This window comes from Nocardioides eburneiflavus (genome assembly GCF_004785795.1).
GTDB classification, from domain to species: Bacteria; Actinomycetota; Actinomycetes; order Propionibacteriales; family Nocardioidaceae; genus Nocardioides; species Nocardioides eburneiflavus.
This window is the reverse complement of sequence record NZ_SRRO01000001.1, coordinates 1387579-1404749: the sequence shown is the minus strand read 5'-3', so window position 1 is coordinate 1404749 and position 17171 is coordinate 1387579. Positions and strand designations below refer to the sequence as shown.

The following is a 17171-nucleotide window of genomic DNA, read 5'->3' as shown; positions in this document are numbered from 1 at the left end:
CACCCCTGCCCTGCGGGGTGGGTCAGCCTCGCTCAGCCCAGCGGGAGGTAGGGCGACAGGTCGGTCCGCTCGCCGCTCGCGACCACCGCACCGGAGTCGAGCGCCTCGGCCCAGGTCGTACGCCCGGTGGCGAGCGCCAGCCAGGTCTCGGCGTCGGTCTCGACGACGGCCGGCGGGGTGCCGCGGGTGTGACGCACGCCCGGCACGGCCTGCACCGCCGAAAACGGAGGCACCCGCACCTCGACCGAGCGGCCGGGCGCGCGAGACTCGAGGACGGCGAGGTAGTGCTTGACCAGCACCTTGGTGTCGCCGTGCTCGTGGGCCGTGGCGAGCTGGGCGGGGGTCAGGACCTTGAGGCGGGCGGGCACGACCCGAGGCTAGACCGACACCGTGCAGGCAGTTCGCGTCAGGTCGGCGGGCGCTGAGCGTGGAGTCGCGGGCCCAGGGTCCGAACTGCCTGCACGGTGCTCACCCGATCGTGTCGAGGACCTCGAGCTGCGCGGTCCATGCCGGGGACGAGGGATCGATGACGCCGAAGTGGCCGCCGGTGACCTCGACGAGCGTGGCCTCCGCGCCGGCGGCCGTGGCCGCGTCGACGTACGCCGTGGCCTGGGCGAACGGGACCGTGTCGTCGTCGGGGGCGTGGACCGCCCACACCGGCACGTCGAGCGGGACCTGCTGCCGCGGGTCCCACTGCGCGTCGTCGGGACCGGGCGTGTGGCCGAGCAGCGAGGCGGCCGCGCCTCCCCCGAGACCGGCGCGCTCGGAGGCGACCAGGTCCAGCACGCCGGCCTGGGAGATCGTGTGCGTGACGCGTACGGCGGGGTCGGGCCTCCCGGCCGCCCAGACCGCGAGGTGTCCCCCTGCCGAGTGGCCCAGGGTGACGACGGTGGAGAGGTCGAGGTCGTCGACGTCGGCCAGCGCGTCGATCGCCGCGGCCACGTCGTCGAAGGTCTCCGGCGTCCCGCCGCCGTTGCCGACGCGCCGGTATTCGATGTTCCACGCGGTCCAGCCCTGCTCGGCCAGCGAGCGGGCCAGGGGCGTGCCGAGGGTGTGGTCGTAGGCGGACTTCCAGAAGCCGCCGTGGATGACGACCACCACGCCACGCGAAGCGCCTGAGGGCCGGTGGAGCGCGACGAGCTGGGACGGGTCGGTGCCGTAGGTGATCCGCACGGCACCATCCTGCCGTGACCCGCCCGGTGCCTCGTCGCCCCGGCCCGGGGCGGGCTCGTCGGAGCAGGCGCTCAGCAGGGCGGCCGGGACGAGCCCCAGGGCGGGGACCGCGAGCAGCGTGCGGCGGCGCATGACCGGGGTTCGGTGCCGTCGGGCCGATGGCTGGGTCGGCACCGCCGCGCCGGTTGCCTAGCCGACGCGCGAGAAGCGGGCCGCCACCTCGGCGACCTTCTCGGCCAGCTCGGGCGGCGAGTCGACGACGAACTCCGCGCCCGAGCCGGCCAGCACCATCACCGGCCAGTCGAGGTCGTCGACGTTCATCTCCAGCACGCACCCCTCCCCGTCCGCGCTCACCGTCCCCCAACGGCCGATCCGGGCGGCGAGGTCGTCGGCGGCCGTCGCGACGCGGACGCGTACGGCGTAGCGCTGGGGCATGCGGCGGATGCCCTGCTGCACGAAGGTGAGGGCGTCGTCGGCCGGCAGGTCGCGCGCGCGGAACCGTTGGCCGGTGGGTTCAGGGGCGGCGATGCGGTCGAGGCGGAAGCTCCGCCAGTCCGCCCGGTCGCGGTCGTACGCCACGAGGTACCACCGGCGTCCGAGCGAGACCAGGCGCAGGGGCTCGACCCGGCGGTGGGTCACCTCCGCCTCGCGGGCGGCATAGTCGAAGCGGAGCACCTCGCTGTCGCGGCAGGCCTGCGCCAGGGTGGTGAGGACCGCCGCGTCGAAGACGGGGGCGCCCTCCCACGGGCCCGGCGACTCGGTCTGGCTGGCGACCGCGTCCATCTGGCGGCGCAGTCGCGGCGGCATGAGGGAGAGGACCTTGGAGAGCGCCTGCACCGACCAGTCGTCGGTGCCCGAGACCGCTGAGGTCGCGGCCGTCCGCAGCCCGACGGCGATCGCGACCGCCTCCTCGTCCTCCAGAAGCAGCGGCGGAAGGGAGCCGCCGGCCCGCAGCTGGTAGCCGCCCGCCGCGCCGCGAACGGCATCGACGGTGTAGCCGAGCTCGCGCAGCCGGTCGACGTCGCGACGCAGCGTCCGCGCGCTCACCTCGAGCCGCTCCGACAGCTCCGGCCCCGGCCAGTAGCGGTGGGTCTGGAGCAGGGACAGCAGCCGCAGCATCCGCTCGCTCGTGCTCATGTCGTCCAGAATAGATGTCAATGCGGTCAGGACCTGACCTGATTGGTCCCTAGCGTCTGCTCCATGACAACCACTCATTCCGGACCGGCGATCGTGACCCGTGGCCTCACCCGCCACTTCACGTCGCGCAAGCAGACCGTCGAGGCCGTCCAGGGCCTCGACCTCGAGATCGGGCAGGGCGAGCTCGTCGCCTTCCTGGGCCCCAACGGGGCCGGGAAGTCGACGACGCTGCGCATGCTCACCACCCTCATCCCGCCCACGTCCGGCTCGGCGAGCGTCGCCGGGCACGACGTCGTCACGGGGCAGCAGGACGTACGCCGCGCGATCGGATTCGTCGGCCAGGGCAACGGGGCGGGACACCGCCAGCTCGGCCGCGACGAGCTGATCAGCCAGGGACGGGCCCACGGGCTCTCGCGGGTCGAGGCGCGCGAGCGTGCGGCCCGGCTGGTCGAGGACCTCGACCTCGCCGCGGTCGCCGACCGCAAGGTCTCCTCCCTGTCCGGCGGCCAGCGTCGCCGTCTCGACATCGCGATGGGGCTGGTGCACGTGCCGCGGGTGCTCTTCCTCGACGAGCCGTCGACCGGGCTCGACCCGCAGAACCGCGCCAACCTCCAGGAGCTCATCCGTCGCCTGCACGCCGAGAGCGGCAGCACCGTCGTGCTGACCACCCACTACCTCGAGGAGGCCGACGCCCTCGCCGGCCGCGTGGTCGTGGTCGACCACGGCCGGGTGATCGCCGACGACACCGCCGCCCGGCTCAAGAGCGGACTCGGCGACCTGGTCCGGCTCGGCTTCGCCTCGGCCGCCGACGCCGGGCGGGCCGCTGCCCGGCTGGAGCGCGTACCCGACTCGCGCGTCGACGCCGACGGCACCACGGTCGACCTCCGGGTCAAGGACGGCTCTGCCATCGTCGGCGAGGTGCTCGCCGACCTGGCCGCGGACGGCGTACCGCCGGCGCGGGTGGAGGTCGCCCGGCCGACGCTCGACGACGTCTTCCTCGACCTGACCGGTCGCAGCCTGCGCGAGGCGCAGTCCACCGAGTCCCCCACCGACGAGTCCGCCCGCACCGAGAGCGAGGTCGCAGCATGAGCACCTTCGTGTCCGACACCCTGAACGTGATGAACCGCGAGCTCAAGCCCGTGTGGCGCGAGCCGATGGCCGTGGTGTTCGCGATGATCCAGCCGCTGGTCTTCCTCGGGCTGTTCGCGCCCCTGCTGCCCGAGATGGCCACTGGCGGCGGGTCCGCGCTCCAGTGGTTCGTGCCCGGCATCGTCGCGATGACCGCGCTGATGGGGGCGTCGTTCACCGGCGCGAACCTGATGGAGGAGATGCAGTCCGGCTCGCACGAGCGGCAGCTGGTGTCACCGCTCGGTCGTCCCGCTCTGCTCGTCGGCCGCGCCCTCAAGGAGGTCGTGCCCATGCTCATGCAGGTCGCGCTCATCGTCGCGGTCGTGACGCCGTTCAGCTTCGACCTCCACCTCGGCGGCGTCCTGGTCGCGGCGGTGATCCTGTCGGTCTTCAGCGTCGGCGTCGGCGCCCTGTCCTTCGCCCTCGCGCTGGCCTCGAAGGGCCAGGACTGGATGTTCTGGACGATCCAGCAGACGCTGCTCTTCCCGGCCCTGCTCACCGCCGGCGTGCTGCTACCGATCGACGGTGCACCCCGCTGGCTCGAGGTCGTGTCGATGCTCAACCCGATGACGTACGTCGTCGACGCGGCTCGCGCGCTCTTCGCCGGCACCTGGCCGGCCGACGTGATCGCTGAGGGTGCCGCGGGCGCTGCGGTCGTCGCCGCCGTCGGCCTGCTCGTCGGCGTACGCGCGATGCAGCGCTCGAGCTGAGGCGCGGCCTAGGGCCGGGCAGACGCCGAGGGCCGCTGTACGGTCCCCGGCGACTGCCCGGTCAGGAGAACCGGCGGGTCCACACGACGGAGCCGTCGGGATTGCGGTAGGTGTAGGTCACGGTCGGGCTGGCGAAGCCCATCCTCTCCATCTCCGGAACGACCACGGTTCGAGCCTGCGTCCGCAACGTGGGCGCCTGTCTGTCCAGCTGGGGCCTGGCGAGCGCCGGGTCGACCGCTGCCCGGAACGTGTAGTCGTATGCGATGCCGTTCGGGTAGACCGGCACGATGTCGATCTCCGAGTAGATCTTCCTGAACGTCCCACCGAACATCTCGCGGAGCGCCTTCTCGGCCGAGGCGACGTACGCGTCGAGGTCCGCATTCGTCGCCGTCGATCGCGCGGAAGTCTTCTTCTTCCTCTGCCGCTGCTGCTGGTGCTTCGCCCCCGCCCCGTGGGGCTCTTCCTCCTGCTGCGCCAGCTCGTCCGCGGTGATGGTCGTCCCACCGTCGGTCATCGAACTGCAGGCGGACAGGGTCGCGACCGTGAAGAACAGTGCGACGAACATCCTCGTTCCCAGGCGACCCTTGTTCACCACGTGCGTGCTCCCCCCTCGGCGACAAGCGCAACCTAGTCCCTCCAGAGCGGATGCGTGGTGGGTTCGGCAGTCACGGATGCCTCTGGCCCGACACGCGAGATCATGGAGTCCTCGAGTCACCCGGTGGCACGGGAACTCCACGACGTGGCTCGAGTCCCAGGGTCGGCACTGGCGTGAAGACTCAGGAGCCGAGGACCGCCGGGAGCGTCGCGCGCCAGGCGGCCTTGGCCTCGGCGACCGGGAGGTCGAAGGCGCCCTCGACCGAGATCGTGTCGCCGCCGGTGCGGCCGAGGGGGACGACCGGTACGCCGTGGCGCTGGGCGAGCGCGACCAGCGCGTCGGCCTGCTCGTCGGTCACCGTCACCAGCACGCGGGCGGTGGACTCGGAGAAGAGCGCGACGAACGCGTCGTCCGAGACCGCGGCGAGCGACACCGAGACGCCGATGTCGCGGGCGAAGGTCGACTCGGTGAGCGCCTGCGCGAGGCCGCCGTCGGAGAGGTCGTGGGCGCTGGTGACCACGCCGTCGCGCGCCGCGTCCTGCAGCAGCGAGGCGAGCGCCTGCTCGGCGGCGAGGTCGAGCGCCGGAGGCAGGCCGCCGAGGTGGTCGTGGACGACGTGGGCCCACTCCGAGCCGGACAGCTCCTCGCGGGTCTCGCCGAGCAGGTACACCCGCTCCCCCTCGGCCACGAAGCCGGTGGGCGTACGCCGGGTGACGTCGTCGATGACGCCGAGGACGGCGACCACCGGGGTCGGCAGGATCGCCGTCTCGCCGGTCTGGTTGTAGAGGCTGACGTTGCCGCCGGTGACGGGGATGCCGAGCTCGAGGCACGCGTCCTTGAGGCCGCGGCAGGCCTCGGCGAACTGCCACATCACCGCCGGGTCCTCGGGCGAGCCGAAGTTGAGGCAGTCGGAGACCGCGAGCGGGCGGGCACCACCGGTGGCGACGTTGCGGAAGGACTCGGCCAGGGCGAGCTGAGCCCCGGTGTAGGGGTCGAGCTTGGCGAAGCGGCCGTTGCAGTCGGTGGAGACCGAGACACCGAGGTCGGTCTCGGGGTCGACGCGGACCATCCCGGAGTCGGCCGGCTGCGCAAGGACGGTGTTGCCCTGGACGTAGCGGTCGTACTGGTCGGTGATCCACGACTTGTCGCACAGGTTCGGGGAGGCGACCAGGCGCAGCAGGGTCTCGCGCAGCTCCGCACCGGACGAGGGACGGGCCAGCGCCTCGGCACCGTCGGCCTGGAGGGCGTCCTGCCAGTCCGGGCGGGCGTACGGGCGGTGGTAGGTCGGGCCGTCGTGGGCCACCGACCGCGGGGGCACGTCGACGACACGCTCGCCGTGCCAGTCGATGTGGAGGCGCCCGGTGTCGGTGACCTCCCCGACGACGACGGCCTCGACGTCCCACTTGTCGCAGATCGCCATGAAGGCGTCGACGTCGGCGGGCTCGACGACGGCCATCATCCGCTCCTGCGACTCGCTCATGAGGATCTCCTCGGGAGCGAGCGTCGAGTCGCGCAGCGGCACCCGGTCGAGCTCGACGTGCATGCCGCCGTCACCCGCCGAGGCCAGCTCGGAGGTGGCGCACGAGAGCCCGGCGCCGCCGAGGTCCTGGATGCCGGCGATCACGCCGGCGGCGAAGAGCTCGAGCGTGCACTCGATGAGCAGCTTCTCCATGAAGGGGTCGCCCACCTGCACGCTCGGGCGCTTGGCCGGGCCCGTCTCGTCGAAGGTCTCCGAGGCCAGCACCGAGACACCGCCGATGCCGTCACCGCCCGTACGGGCTCCGTAGAGCACCACCTGGTTGCCGGCGCCGGACGCCTTGGCGAGGTGGAGGTCCTCGTGGCGGAGCACGCCGACGCAGAGCGCGTTGACCAGCGGGTTGCCGGCATAGGTCTCGTCGAAGACGGCCTCGCCGCCGATGTTGGGCAGGCCGAGGCAGTTGCCGTAGCCGCCGACGCCGGCGACGATCCCGGGCAGCACGCGCGCGGTGTCGGGAGCGTCGAGCGGGCCGAAGCGCAGCGGGTCCATCACCGCGACCGGGCGGGCGCCCATCGCGAGGATGTCGCGCACGATGCCGCCCACGCCCGTGGCCGCACCCTGGTAGGGCTCGACGAAGGACGGGTGGTTGTGGCTCTCGACCTTGAAGGTCACGGCGTAGCCCTGGCCGATGTCGAGCACGCCCGCGTTCTCGCCGATGCCGGCCAGCATCTTGCCGACCGGCGTCTCCTGGGGGATCTCGCCGAACTGCTTGAGGTGCACCTTGGTGGACTTGTAGGAGCAGTGCTCGCTCCACATCACCGAGTACATCGCCAGCTCCGAGCTGGTCGGGCGACGGCCGAGGATCTCGCGGATCCGGGCGTACTCGTCGGCCTTCAGCCCGAGGTCGGCCCACGGCTGCTCGCGCTCGGCGTCGGTGGCCGCGAGTGCCACCGTGTCGAGGGTGCCGGTCGCGCCGGACGTCGTGAGGCCGGCGTTGGCGGGGGATGCGGACTGCGGAGCGCTCGTGTCGGGCACGGCGCCAATCTACCGGCGACCGCCGCCGTGGTCCGCGTCGGGCGCCGGCTCGTGGACGACCTCGATGACCGGCCGTCGCGGAGCGAGGTCAGCGCCGTCGACGTGGTCGGTCCCGGCGACGTCGTCGCCTGTGTCGAGGAGCTCGGTGTCGAGCTCAACCTCGTCGTGGTGCTGGGCCTTCTCGCGCTCGGCCTCCCGCTCGGCCTTGCGGGCCGCGCGCTCGGCGCGCTTCTCCTCGAGCGCGGCACGCTTGGCCTCCCTGGCCGCCTCCTTGACGGCCTCCTTGTCGCGGGCGGCGCGCGCGGCGGACTCCTCGGACGAGGTGCGTTCGAGCCGTGGCGTGGGCATCCGCGACGGTCCGCTGCGCCCACTCGCCATCCCCCGCGACATCGCGCCCGCTCGGGCGGCCACGGCCCCGGCGCCCATCCCACCGATGGGCGGGGCCGTCGTCTGGCTCGCCCGCTTGGCCGCAGCACCGCGCAGGGCCGCGGCAGCAGCAGCCGGGGCGTACGGACTCGGGCCGGACGAGGAGATCCCGGTCAGGTCCGGCATGGACACCGAGAGGGGGGCGATCGGTGGCAGGGCGGACACGCCTGCCTGGGAGGCCCCGCGCACGGAGGTCGACCCGGGCCCGGAGCCGACGCCGGACACCTCGTGGGCGGGGCCGAGGATGCCGGGGAACCGGCCGCTGGTCAGCGTCATCAGCTCGGTGCGCACCGTGACGAGCTCGGCTCGCGCCGAGCGGAGCCGGGCGCTCTCCTGGTCGAGCGCCAGGGTGAGGCGCCGGCGGATCTCCTCGGTCTCGGCCTGCCCGCGCGCGACCTTGCTGCGGTCGTCGTCCTCGGACGGCCTGAAGACGAGGTGGCGCGACTCGCCGACCTTCTCGTGGGGGACCATCGCCACGGTGGTCCACGCCTGGTCGAGCTCCTTCTGCGAGGAGGTGAAGACCGCGCTGACGGCCCGCAGGGAGCTGGAGATCTGCGCGGCGAGCGAGGTGAACCGGTCGAGGTTGGCGAGGACCTCGCGGCGGTGCTCGGCGAAGCTCTCGGCGGCCGCCGCGTCCCAGCCCTCGGTGGCACGTCGAGCAGCCTCGACGAGGTCGTCGCCGCGGCGCGCCATCAGGGCGCCGAGCTCGCTCCAGCGCTCGGCGGCGGCCTCGAGCGGCCGCACGTCGGCGCGCAGCTCCCACGGGTTGGCCGGCACGGTCAGCGCCCCCCGCATCCCGGGGTCGAGCCGAACGGTCCCTCGTCCAGCGAGCGGGAGGCCCGGGCGAGCTCGGCCGCCACGGCGTCGTCGGCGCGTACGGCGTCCTGTGCGGCGTCGACGAGGCCGGCGATGCCCATCTGGAGGGCGTCGGCGAGCGAGGTCACGACCTCGCCGGCGTCGGCCAGCGCGTCGGCGTAGGAGGCGGCGAGGTTGACCGTGCCGGCGTTGTCGCCCAGCACGCCGCAGGCCCCGGACAGCTCGTCGAGGGCGAGGGCCCAGTCGTGGCGCATCGCGTCGAGGACGTGCTCGGAGGAGGCCGCCAGCTCGACCAGCCTGGCCGGCTCGACCTGCATCAGGGATCGCTTCGCGTTTCCGCCCACATCAGCGCGATACCCGCGCGCGCCCGGGCCAAACACCTCCGTACGCGACCTGTGGGCGAACAAGTCGGCGGCGGGCGGTTTCGCCGGTCGCCGATCGGGGAAGTCAGCCAGCAACGCCCCGCCTCTCGGACCCTCAGGAGCCGCGATGAACGCCGTGATGACCGTCGACCTCTCCGAGCTGGACGCGTGGTCCGCCCAGGTCCAGCGCGCCAGCGACGACCTGACGGGCATCGCTCGCAACGGCGGGCACAGCCTGGTCCAGACCGACTTCGGCCCGATCCTCGAGACGATGGTGGGCGCCTACAACTCCCTGCTGCCCTCGGTGCACCAGTCGCTCGAGGACAACGGCACCGGCATGGGTGACCACGCGGAGGCGCTGCGCGCGACCGCCCGCGACTTCACGCTCACCGAGGACGGCATCGTGCGCCGCCACAACGCCACCGGCATCGACGGGCGCGACGGCTCGACCAGCTTCTGGGACGTCGCCGACACCACCATCCGGCGTGCCGCCCCGACCGAGACCAGCCTCCCGCAGATCAGCCTCGGCTTCCCCTACGACACGGTGTGCGACCTGGTGCGCATGCTCACCGGCTTCGACATCCGCGCCGAGCTCGCCGAGAAGATCGGCGGCGACGTGGTCGGCGCCTCGACCCAGGGCTCGTCGTTCGGCGCCCTCGGCACCTCGATGAAGGGCGTGGCGGCCAACCTCCAGAGCGGCGGCCAGACCATCACCCGCACCTGGCAGGGGTCCACGTCCGATGCCGCGATCAAGCAGATCGGCACCTGGGTCGGCTCGCTCGACACCCAGGCGGGCCAGCTCATCCAGATGGGCCAGAACATCGTGCAGATCTGCCGCGACGCCTGGCAGACCGCCCTGTCGGTGGTGCAGTGCGTGAAGTCGGCCGTGCAGACCGTGTCGTCGGCGCTGGCCACGATGAGCATCCCCGGCGTCGGCTGGGCCCGCGTCGTGCAGGCCGTCTTCCAGGCCTTCCAGGCCGTGATGAAGGCCTACCAGGCGATCATGAAGCTCATCAACATCCTCCAGCAGGTGAAGTCCTTCATCGAGACCGTGAAGAACTTCTTCGACGGCGACACGGCGCCGGTGTCGACGCCCACCGCCCCGACCTCGACCGGCGCGCCGAACAGCGTCACGCGCGACCCGGCCTCGATCACCACGCCGACGGTCGGCCGGCCGACCGCTCCCGCTGCACCGGTCGCGCCCGTCGTCGCCACGGCCTAGCATCCGCTCCATGGACGACCCCCGCAGCCAGGCCGAGATCCTGGCCGCCATCAGCGCGGCCCGCGAGGACCTGGCCGCCAGCCTGGCCGACCTCCAGGCGACCGTCGACCAGATGAACGCCCGCCCCCTCCTGAGCGACGAGGAGAAGGAAGCGCTCGAGGAGCAGGCTGCGTCCGGGGATCTCGGCGACGACATGAAGACGCTCGTCGAGAAGATCCGCGGCGGCGAGGACACCTGGGAGAGCGTCTTCTCCGGGGAGTCGCCCAACGGCGCGCTCCTCCAGGGCCACCTGACGAAGATGGTCGAGGAGCACCAGGACGACCTGGCGCTGGCCTTCGAGGAGCTCATCGAGGAGGAGGAGGAGGCCAAGGGCAACTTCCTCTTCGACGAAGTGCCGCAGAGCGACTGACGAACTACACCCCTGTAGTTGCGGCGAACCCCTGTGACTCGTGTGACTAGTGTGGTTCTCTGGGCTCCCGCCTGCTGCTCGTCCCGCTTGGAGCCACCGATGCGTCGCCTCGTCCTCGCTGCCCTCTCGCTCGTCCTCGTCGTGCCCGCGTACGCGTCGTCGCCCGCCGCTGCCGAGGGCGAGCCCGGTGCCACCGGCGTGACCGACACCAGCGCCCGCAAGCTCGCCTCCCAGCGCCAGGTCGCGCTGGCCACCCCGGGCGACTTCACCGGCTACGGCTTCGACCAGTGCCTGGCCCCCACCCAGGCGGCGATGGACCGGTGGTGGAAGAAGTCGCCGTTCTCGGCCGTCGGCATCTACATCTCCGGCGACTCGCGGGCCTGCCGGTCGCAGCCCAACCTCAGCCCCACCTGGGTCGCCGCCCAGGTCGCCCGCGGGTGGCGGCTGCTGCCGATCGCCCTGGGCCCGCAGGCCTCGTGCCAGCCGCGGTTCCCGCGCTACAAGGACGACTTCAAGATCAGCCCCAAGCCCGCCGGCGGCTATGCCGTCGCCGCCGCGCAGGGCGCGACCGAGGCCGACAAGAACGCCGCCGACGCGATGGCGTACGGCATCGGACCGGGCAGCACGATCTGGTACGACCTCGAGGGCTTCAACCTCGGCGACACCCACTGCCGCGAGTCGGCCCTCGTGTTCACCAGCGCGTGGGTGACCCGGATCAAGGCGCTGGGCTACGTGGCCGGCTTCTACTCCAGCGCCAGCTCGGGCATCAAGATGCTCGACGACGCGCGCCGCCTGCGTCCGGGCCAGTTCGCCCTGCCGGACCGCATCTGGATCGCCCGCTGGGACGGCGTCGCTAACACGTCGACGACCTACATCCCCGAGGACGGCTGGCGACCGGGCGGTCGGATGAAGCAGTTCCGCGGCGGCCACAACGAGACGTGGGGCGGCGTCACGATCAACATCGACAGCAACTTCATCGACCTCGGTGCCGGCTCGCTCCCCCGGCCGGAGGGACGCTGCCCGGGCACCCGGCTCGGCTTCTGGAAGTACCCGGCGCTGTCCCCCGGGTCGGCGAGGACCACCCGGGTCAAGGTGCTGCAGTGCCTGCTCACCGAGCAGGGCACCTACTCAGGCCCGATCAGCGGGGCGTACGACGCCGCGACGATCGCCGGGGCGCGGGCCTGGCAGGCGGCGCGGAAGTTCACGCCGACCGACACCTTCGCGAAGCGGCACTGGGTCGCGCTGCTGTCGGCCGGCCCGCGTACGACGGTCAAGCGCGGGTCCGTCGACGAGTCGGTGCACCGGCTGCAGCGGGCGCTCAACGCGGCCGGCGCGGGACGGTTCCGGGCGAGCGGCGTCTTCGACGCGAAGACCGAGAAGGCGCTGCGGACCTACCAGTCACGCCTGCGGATCGGGGTGTCCGGGGTGGCGACGCCGCGGACCTGGAACAAGCTGCAGCAGGGTCGCTGAGGTCAAGGCCTCAGACCGGCGGACCGACGAGCAGCGCGACGCCGGTCAGGCCGAGCACGGCGACCAGACCCACGAGCGCACCCTGCGCGGGGCGGCGGAGCAACCAGGCGGCGAGCTTCTCGAGCAGCCCGCTCGGCGTCTCGGTGCGCAGCCGCCACGTGTCACCCAGCAGGCCGGTGCGCTCGGCGTACCGCTCGAAGGGCACGGTCGCGAAGGGCGGCACCGCAGCGCCGAGCCCCAGGGCGAGTCGGCTGACCGGCCACCGCTGGTCGACCGACAGCAGCCCCGTGGCCAGGCAGTAGGCGATGAACACGACGCCGTGCACCATGCCGAAGACCTGTACGCCGAGCTCGGTGGTCTCCGTGACGTACTTCAGGAACATCCCGGTCAGCAGCAGCGCCCAGGTGATCGCCTCGGCGACGGCGGCACCGCGGTGGAGGCGGCGAGGGCTCATCAGGTCCTCATGCGAAGACGGTGGAGGCGAGCGAGGTGAAGAAGCCGAGCCCGTCGGTGCCGGGACCGGTGAGGTCCTCGACGGCGTGCTCGGGGTGCGGCATCAGGCCGACGACGTTGCCGCGCTCGTTGGAGATGCCGGCGATGTCGCGCAGCGAGCCGTTGGGGTTGTCGTCGAGGTAGCGCGCGACGACGCGCCCCTCCCCCTCGAGCATGTCGAGGGTGGGCTCGTCGGCGACGAAGCCGCCCTCACCGTTCTTGAGCACGATGGTGAGCTCGGCACCGGGGGCGTAGGCCGACGTCCACGGGGTGTCGACGCGCTCGATGCGCAGGCGCTGGTCGCGGCAGACGAACTTGCGGTGGTCGTTGCGGATGAGCGCGCCGGGCAGGAGGTGCGACTCGCAGAGGATCTGGAACCCGTTGCAGATGCCGAGCACGGGCATGCCCTTGCCGGCCGCCTCGACGACCGACGTCATCACCGGCGCGAAGCGCGAGATGGCCCCGCAGCGGAGGTAGTCGCCGTAGGAGAAGCCGCCCGGCAGCACGACCGCGTCGACGCCCTGGAGGTCGTCGTCGCCGTGCCAGAGCGCGACGGCGTCGTTGCCGCCGATCGTGACCGCGCGGCGCGCGTCGACGTCGTCGAGCGAGCCGGGGAAGGTGACGACGCCGACCTTCACGCGAACTCGCCCTCGGGCTCGCCCTGCAGGTGGACCTCGAAGTCCTCGATCACCGGGTTGGAGAGCAGCTTCTCCCCCATCGCCCGGACCTCCTCGAGGAGGGCGTCGCTCGGCTCGCCCTCGAGCTCGATCTCGAACCGCTTGCCCTGGCGCACGTCGCTCACCCCGGCGAAGCCGAGACGCGGCAGTGCGCCGAGGACGGCCTTGCCCTGGGGATCGAGGATCTCGGGCTTGGGCATGACATCGACGACGTAACGAGCCACGGGGCGCTCCTGCACTGCATGGGCTGGACGGATGCGGGACCCATCCTAGGGAGCCGTGGTCAGTCGAGCGGGATCGGGTCCGAGCACAGGACGTGCTGGGCCGCCACCGCGCCGCCGCCGTGGTTGAGGAGGACCTCGCCGTCGGTGCGGTCGAGGCCCCACGAGGGCTCGGGCTCGCCGGCGACCACGCCGAGGCAGAACTGCACCGACGTGACCGGGTCGGGCAGCTCGATCGGGCCGTGGCCGATGTCGTCGCCCCACGGCGAGGACCGTCGCAGCGGGAGCTCGACGGCCAGGTCCCTGCGCAGGACGTCGCCGGGCGCGAGCTCGGTCGCACCGGCCCGCGGCAGGCGCGCCCACGTCATCCGGTCGGTCTCGGGGAGGTCGTAGAGACGCTGCGCGACCTGCACGGCGCCGTCGTCGCCGCCCACGACGTACGCCTCCTCCGGGTCGTAGGCCACCGACGCCCCGGAGGCGCGGGGGACGCGGTCGACGACCATCAGCGGCGCGTCGCCGGTGTTGGTCAGCGACCACGAGACGGCGATGGCGTCCGACCCGGGCGAGACCTCGACGTCGAAGGTGACGTCGGGGCGCGGGACGTCCTGCGCTGGCTCGGACGGACCGCCGTCGGTCGAGGTGGGTCGCAACGGCTCCTCCTGGGCGTCGGCGCATCCGGTGGCGACCAGGATGCCCACGAGCAGCGCCGCCAGCGCCTTCCGACGCGGGCGCCGGTCAGCCGTAGTGCTCACGGTCGGGCAGGCCCATCTCGTCGCGCAGTCCGTTCTCGGTGAGCCCGAGGTCGTGGTCGGGGTCGATGACCTCGGGCGTCGACGGGTCGTGGTCGTGGTCGATCGGCAGACCGGTGGCCTGGCGCTCGCCCTGCCGGATGCCGTGGTCCGTCGTGTCGTCGCCGGAGTAGGTCGTCGAGTCGAAGGTGTCGTTCATGTAGTCGTAGACGTGCGCGAACTCGTGGTAGAGCACCACCACCGGCGGCGCCCCGCGGAAGTCGTCGAGCCGGGTGTTGTAGTTGATCACGGAGTTCGTGCCGTCGGTCGACGCCGTGCTGTTGTCGGGGTCGGCGGGGTTGTGGTACTCGCGGATGGTCAGCGTGTCGGGGCCGTCCTCGATGTGCTGCTGGAGGTTCGCGATCATCTGCTGGCCCTCGGGCGAGCTCGCGAGCAGCTGCAGGTCGGCCTCGACCCGCTCGACGAACTCCGGGCTCCCCTCGATGCGGATGCCGGCGAGGCCGTCGGGGATCTCGATGGTGACGGTGGACTCGACACCGTAATGGGCGTCGCCGGCCTCGCTGTTGGCGGTGTCGGGCCCGGTGCCGCCGTGGGTGGTGTCGGTGCCGCGCCCGGCGTAGGAGACGTCGGCGCCGGCGCCACCGTGGAGGGTGTCGTCGCCGTCGCCACCGGAGAGCACGTCGCCGCCGTGCCCACCGGACAGGGCGTCGTTGCCGGTGCCGCCCTCGAGGTAGTCCTGCTCGGCGCCGCCGCTCAGGGTGTCGTCGTCACCGAGCCCGTAGAGGGTGTCGCGTCCCTCGCCGCCGGAGACCCGGTCGTCGCCGCCCTGCCCGTTGAGGTAGTCCTGGCCGGCCCCGCCCGACACGCGATCATCGCCCGCGCCGGCGTCGATGTTGTCGTCGTCGTCGAGGCCGAGGAGGGTGTCGTCGCCGTCGCCGTCGCCGCCGGTGAGGTCGTCGCGACCGCTGCTGCCGATCAGGGTGAAGCTGATCCCGCCGCCGTGCGGCACCGTGATCGTGTCGTTGCCGTCGCCGCCGCGGACCACGACCTCCTGGCCTGCGGGGACGGTGTGGGCGACGCCGTTGACCACGACGGTCTGCTCCCCGGTGACCGGGTCGACGGTGACCGAGATGTCGTCGTCGCCGTCGGTGCCGTTCACGATCACGCGGTCGCCGACGACGATGATCCCGACGTCACCGGACCCGGACGGGACGGTGAACCCGTCGGTGCTGCCGTCCGCGATCGACGCCCACTGCGCGGCCGTCTGCTCCCAGAGCTCGGTGGCCGCGGTCAACGCGGCTGCGTCCTCGGCGAGCTCGGCGTCGAGCCTGGCCCGGACCTCGTCGGCGCGGTCGATGGCCGTACGGGCGCGAGTCGCCTCGGCGTCGTCACGTGGCTGGAAGGTCACGGTCCCGCCTCCGACGACGGAGGGGATGTCGGAGACGCTCGCCCAGGACGCGTCGAGGTCGGCCTGCGCCTTGCGCAGCGAGCCCGCGGCACGCTGCAGCGCGGTCGACACCCGTGCCGCGGAGTTGGTGGCCTCGTCGACGGAGGTCACCAGCGTCCGTCGGTGGGCGTCGTACGAGGTCGCGCTCTCGCCCTCCCACGAGCCGAGCACGCCACTGGCACGGTTGTTCACCGAGGTCGCGGCCTCGTCCACGCGCTCGGCCATCCCGAGCCACGCCTGCGCTGCGGCGTCGAGCGCGTCCGGCCTCGCAGCAAGGTCCCAGACGCCGGCGCCGCTCATCGCGGAGTCCTGCCGTCGGCCCGTCGGGCTCCGCCGTCGAGACCAGCCGCAACGGCCCGGTGCGTGGCTGCAGTGGTCTCGTCGGTGGTGGTCATGTCGAACGCGACGGCGTAGAGGTCGTCCATGTCCTGCTCGAGCACCGCCGCACAGCGGCCGAGGGCCAGGTCGGCCGACTCGGTCGCGGTGGCATGGGCCCCCAGGAAGCTGCCGCCACCGGCAGTGTTGCCGGCCGCGCCGGCGCCCAGGGCGAGGGCGCCGAGAGCGCCTGCCCAGGCGTCGGTGACGTCCTGCGAAGCGCTCAGGCAGGTGCCGGCGAGCTCCGAGAGCTGTTCGGGCACGGTGTACATCGGCAGTCCTCCGGTCGCGTCGTCGCGGTCAGGTGAGGGATACCCGGTGACCCGTCGGCGAAACCCGGGGCATCGGCTGTGTGGACATCGGGTACGCCAGTGGGACGGAGGCTCGCGACGGGAGGGACGGCAGGTGGCGCACATCGGCATCTCCGGCTGGCGGTACGCCGGGTGGCGGCGGGGTCTTCTACCCGCGCGGCCTGCCGCAGCGCCGCGAGCTCGCGCACGTGGGCGAGCGGCTCACGTCCGTCGAGGTCAACGGGTCGTTCTACTCCCTGCAGCGACCCTCGAGCTGGCGGGCGTGGGCCGCGGAGGTGCCCGCCGACTTCGTCTTCGCCGTGAAGGGCCCGCGCTTCCTCACCCACATGAAGAAGCTGGTCGACGTCGAGGCCCCGCTCGGCACCTTCCTGGCGAGCGGTGTCCTGTCGCTCGGCGACCGGCTCGGTCCGTTCCTGTGGCAGCTCCCGCCCAACCTCGGGTTCCACCCCGACCGGCTCGCCGCGTTCTTCGACCTGCTGCCGCGCACCACCGCGGACGCCGCGGCGTACGCCGCTGCCCACCACGACGCGTCGAAGCTCAAGGAGCCGGCCGACACCGCGACACCGGCGGACCGCCCGCTGCGCCACGTCCTCGAGGTGCGGCACCAGTCCTTCCGCACGGCCGAGTTCTGCGAGCTGCTGCGTGCGCACGGGATCGGGATGGTGGTGGCCGACTCCGCCGGCACCTGGCCGATGTTCGACGAGGTGACCAGCGACGTGGCGTACGTCCGGCTGCACGGCGACACCGAGCTCTACGCCAGCGACTACTCCGCCGCGGCGCTCGACCGGTGGGCGGAGAAGGTGCGGGGCTGGGAGGCCGACGGGCTCGACGTCTTCGTCTACTTCGACAACGACGCCAAGGTCCACGCGCCCTTCGACGCGATGGCCCTCCAGGAGCGGTTGGGCATCCCACCCGGGGGCGCGTGAACCTCGACGTGCG

At 72.7% G+C, this 17171-nt stretch carries 19 protein-coding genes; 6 read left to right on the top strand and 13 right to left on the bottom strand.

The features are described 5' to 3' along the window. Nucleotides 1–32: 32 nt before the first annotated feature. The 3 genes from EXE59_RS06575 to EXE59_RS06565 form a co-directional block, all read right to left on the bottom strand. A complete protein-coding gene (locus tag EXE59_RS06575; protein WP_168218423.1) occupies nt 33–368 on the bottom strand; it encodes a sterol carrier family protein in 336 nt (111 codons plus the stop codon). A 100-nt stretch (nt 369–468) separates the two neighbouring features. Then, on the bottom strand, nt 469–1305 hold the full coding sequence (locus tag EXE59_RS06570) for an alpha/beta hydrolase family protein (RefSeq protein ID WP_135838188.1): 837 nt from the start codon (nt 1303–1305) through the stop codon (nt 469–471). A 57-nt stretch (nt 1306–1362) separates the two neighbouring features. Then, on the bottom strand, nt 1363–2310 hold the full coding sequence (locus EXE59_RS06565) for a helix-turn-helix transcriptional regulator (protein WP_135838187.1): 948 nt from the start codon (nt 2308–2310) through the stop codon (nt 1363–1365). A gap of 63 nt (nt 2311–2373) precedes the next feature. Here EXE59_RS06565 and EXE59_RS06560 point away from each other — a divergent pair, with 63 nt between their 5' ends. Next, nucleotides 2374–3399 carry an ABC transporter ATP-binding protein gene (locus EXE59_RS06560; RefSeq protein WP_135838186.1) on the top strand — a complete coding sequence of 342 codons (1026 nt, stop codon included), beginning with the start codon at nt 2374–2376 and terminating at the stop codon, nt 3397–3399. Continuing rightward, the gene (locus tag EXE59_RS06555; RefSeq protein ID WP_135838185.1) at nt 3396–4148 is read left to right on the top strand and encodes an ABC transporter permease; all 753 of its coding nucleotides are present in this window, start codon (nt 3396–3398) and stop codon (nt 4146–4148) included. The genes EXE59_RS06560 and EXE59_RS06555 overlap by 4 nt, the downstream gene beginning before the upstream one ends. A 61-nt stretch (nt 4149–4209) precedes the next feature. Here EXE59_RS06555 and EXE59_RS06550 read toward each other — a convergent pair whose 3' ends face one another. The 4 genes from EXE59_RS06550 to EXE59_RS23680 form a co-directional block, all read right to left on the bottom strand. Continuing rightward, nucleotides 4210–4713, bottom strand: a complete 504-nt coding sequence (locus tag EXE59_RS06550; protein ID WP_135838184.1) for a hypothetical protein — start codon at nt 4711–4713, stop codon at nt 4210–4212. A 211-nt stretch (nt 4714–4924) separates the two neighbouring features. Beyond that, a complete protein-coding gene (gene purL, locus EXE59_RS06545) occupies nt 4925–7171 on the bottom strand; it encodes a phosphoribosylformylglycinamidine synthase subunit PurL (RefSeq protein WP_210429153.1) in 2247 nt (748 codons plus the stop codon). Nucleotides 7172–7264: 93 nt separating this feature from the next. Continuing rightward, on the bottom strand, nt 7265–8476 hold the full coding sequence (locus EXE59_RS06540; protein ID WP_168218422.1) for a WXG100 family type VII secretion target: 1212 nt from the start codon (nt 8474–8476) through the stop codon (nt 7265–7267). Continuing rightward, nucleotides 8461–8814, bottom strand: a complete 354-nt coding sequence (locus EXE59_RS23680; RefSeq protein WP_168218421.1) for a hypothetical protein — start codon at nt 8812–8814, stop codon at nt 8461–8463. The genes EXE59_RS06540 and EXE59_RS23680 overlap by 16 nt, the downstream gene beginning before the upstream one ends. A gap of 172 nt (nt 8815–8986) precedes the next feature. Here EXE59_RS23680 and EXE59_RS06535 point away from each other — a divergent pair, with 172 nt between their 5' ends. The 3 genes from EXE59_RS06535 to EXE59_RS06525 all read left to right on the top strand — a co-directional run bounded on the left by EXE59_RS06535 (nt 8987) and on the right by EXE59_RS06525 (nt 11960). Further along, a complete protein-coding gene (locus EXE59_RS06535; RefSeq protein ID WP_135838181.1) occupies nt 8987–10081 on the top strand; it encodes a hypothetical protein in 1095 nt (364 codons plus the stop codon). Between the two features lie 10 nt (nt 10082–10091). Then, nucleotides 10092–10490: a hypothetical protein gene (locus EXE59_RS06530; protein ID WP_135838180.1), complete on the top strand. Its 399-nt coding sequence runs from the start codon at nt 10092–10094 to the stop codon at nt 10488–10490. 99 nt (nt 10491–10589) lie between these two features. Beyond that, the gene (locus EXE59_RS06525; protein WP_135838179.1) at nt 10590–11960 is read left to right on the top strand and encodes a glycoside hydrolase domain-containing protein; all 1371 of its coding nucleotides are present in this window, start codon (nt 10590–10592) and stop codon (nt 11958–11960) included. A gap of 10 nt (nt 11961–11970) precedes the next feature. On the opposite strand, the gene EXE59_RS06520 is transcribed toward EXE59_RS06525, so the two are convergent. Genes EXE59_RS06520 through EXE59_RS24415 form a run of 6 tightly spaced genes read right to left on the bottom strand, consistent with a single transcriptional unit; the run spans nt 11971 to nt 16193 of the window. Next, a complete protein-coding gene (locus EXE59_RS06520) occupies nt 11971–12414 on the bottom strand; it encodes a DUF3817 domain-containing protein (RefSeq protein ID WP_135838178.1) in 444 nt (147 codons plus the stop codon). Nucleotides 12415–12421: 7 nt separating this feature from the next. Next, complete coding sequence (gene purQ / locus EXE59_RS06515) at nt 12422–13090, bottom strand: phosphoribosylformylglycinamidine synthase subunit PurQ (RefSeq protein ID WP_135838177.1); 669 nt, start codon at nt 13088–13090, stop codon at nt 12422–12424. Further along, a complete protein-coding gene (gene purS, locus EXE59_RS06510; RefSeq protein ID WP_135838176.1) occupies nt 13087–13353 on the bottom strand; it encodes a phosphoribosylformylglycinamidine synthase subunit PurS in 267 nt (88 codons plus the stop codon). Before purS ends, purQ begins: the two co-directional genes overlap by 4 nt. 59 nt (nt 13354–13412) lie before the next feature. Next, a complete protein-coding gene (locus EXE59_RS06505; protein ID WP_135838175.1) occupies nt 13413–14102 on the bottom strand; it encodes a hypothetical protein in 690 nt (229 codons plus the stop codon). After that, nucleotides 14086–15846 carry a M91 family zinc metallopeptidase gene (locus EXE59_RS06500; RefSeq protein WP_135838174.1) on the bottom strand — a complete coding sequence of 587 codons (1761 nt, stop codon included), beginning with the start codon at nt 15844–15846 and terminating at the stop codon, nt 14086–14088. Before EXE59_RS06500 ends, EXE59_RS06505 begins: the two co-directional genes overlap by 17 nt. Beyond that, nucleotides 15843–16193 carry a hypothetical protein gene (locus EXE59_RS24415; protein WP_246056571.1) on the bottom strand — a complete coding sequence of 117 codons (351 nt, stop codon included), beginning with the start codon at nt 16191–16193 and terminating at the stop codon, nt 15843–15845. Before EXE59_RS24415 ends, EXE59_RS06500 begins: the two co-directional genes overlap by 4 nt. 80 nt (nt 16194–16273) lie before the next feature. On the opposite strand from EXE59_RS24415, the gene EXE59_RS06495 reads away from it, so the two are divergent. Beyond that, complete coding sequence (locus EXE59_RS06495) at nt 16274–17158, top strand: DUF72 domain-containing protein (protein WP_246056568.1); 885 nt, start codon at nt 16274–16276, stop codon at nt 17156–17158. Nucleotides 17159–17171: the final 13 nt, after the last annotated feature.

Excerpts from the sequence above, each read along its gene's own strand:
- EXE59_RS06570 (WP_135838188.1), bottom strand. The coding sequence starts at position 1,305 with ATGCGCCGCCGCACGCTGCTCGCGGTCCCCGCCCTGGGGCTCGTCCCG.
- EXE59_RS06565 (WP_135838187.1), bottom strand. The coding sequence starts at position 2,310 with ATGAGCACGAGCGAGCGGATGCTGCGGCTGCTGTCCCTGCTCCAGACC.
- EXE59_RS06560 (WP_135838186.1), top strand. The coding sequence starts at position 2,374 with ATGACAACCACTCATTCCGGACCGGCGATCGTGACCCGTGGCCTCACC.
- EXE59_RS06555 (WP_135838185.1), top strand. The coding sequence starts at position 3,396 with ATGAGCACCTTCGTGTCCGACACCCTGAACGTGATGAACCGCGAGCTC.
- EXE59_RS06550 (WP_135838184.1), bottom strand. The coding sequence starts at position 4,713 with ATGTTCGTCGCACTGTTCTTCACGGTCGCGACCCTGTCCGCCTGCAGT.
- EXE59_RS06540 (WP_168218422.1), bottom strand. The coding sequence starts at position 8,476 with ATGCGGGGGGCGCTGACCGTGCCGGCCAACCCGTGGGAGCTGCGCGCC.
- EXE59_RS23680 (WP_168218421.1), bottom strand. The coding sequence starts at position 8,814 with ATGCAGGTCGAGCCGGCCAGGCTGGTCGAGCTGGCGGCCTCCTCCGAG.
- EXE59_RS06535 (WP_135838181.1), top strand. The coding sequence starts at position 8,987 with ATGAACGCCGTGATGACCGTCGACCTCTCCGAGCTGGACGCGTGGTCC.
- EXE59_RS06530 (WP_135838180.1), top strand. The coding sequence starts at position 10,092 with ATGGACGACCCCCGCAGCCAGGCCGAGATCCTGGCCGCCATCAGCGCG.
- EXE59_RS06525 (WP_135838179.1), top strand. The coding sequence starts at position 10,590 with ATGCGTCGCCTCGTCCTCGCTGCCCTCTCGCTCGTCCTCGTCGTGCCC.
- EXE59_RS06520 (WP_135838178.1), bottom strand. The coding sequence starts at position 12,414 with ATGAGCCCTCGCCGCCTCCACCGCGGTGCCGCCGTCGCCGAGGCGATC.
- EXE59_RS06500 (WP_135838174.1), bottom strand. The coding sequence starts at position 15,846 with ATGAGCGGCGCCGGCGTCTGGGACCTTGCTGCGAGGCCGGACGCGCTC.
- EXE59_RS24415 (WP_246056571.1), bottom strand. The coding sequence starts at position 16,193 with ATGTACACCGTGCCCGAACAGCTCTCGGAGCTCGCCGGCACCTGCCTG.